We start from the raw sequence: 431 nt of genomic DNA on the forward strand, positions 1-431 counted from the left end.
CCCCTCGGTACACGCGTGGAGGTCAGGGTGTTGATTTCGGCTTCCATCAGGGCCTTACCCGCGTCCGTGTCGGGCGCGCGGTAGGCGTCGATGATGTTCTGGTAGGCGCTCCAAGTGACCTCGAGCGCGACGTGCTCCTCACCGGAAAACAGGTTGAGTAGTTGGTGCTGCTGGCGTGGCGTGAGCAGGCATGAGCGGGTGTGTAACATCCTGCGGGCCTTGTACAGGGGGTCGGTGGCACGCCCGCGCCGGTGGTGGAGTTCTTGCTGAATGCGTCTGCGACACTCATCCAAGGCGTTGCCAGCCAGGTGCACGACGTGGAAGGGGTCCATGACCGCCCTCGCGCCGGGGAGTTCTTCAGTGGCTGCGCTTTTGAACCCGGTGAATCCATCCATCGCGACGATCTCGATGCGGCTTCGCCACGTGTCGGG

The 431-nt window shown here is 63.8% G+C and carries 1 protein-coding gene; it reads right to left on the minus strand.

Annotated elements, in window-relative coordinates; genetic code table 11:
• Positions 1-431, minus strand: a 431-nt coding sequence (locus tag QP415_RS10815; protein ID WP_285100052.1) for a transposase, incomplete at both ends; no start/stop codon positions are given.

Origin of the sequence: Pauljensenia sp. UMB3104, from assembly GCF_030217285.1 — a bacterium.
Taxonomy (GTDB): Bacteria; Actinomycetota; Actinomycetes; order Actinomycetales; family Actinomycetaceae; genus Pauljensenia.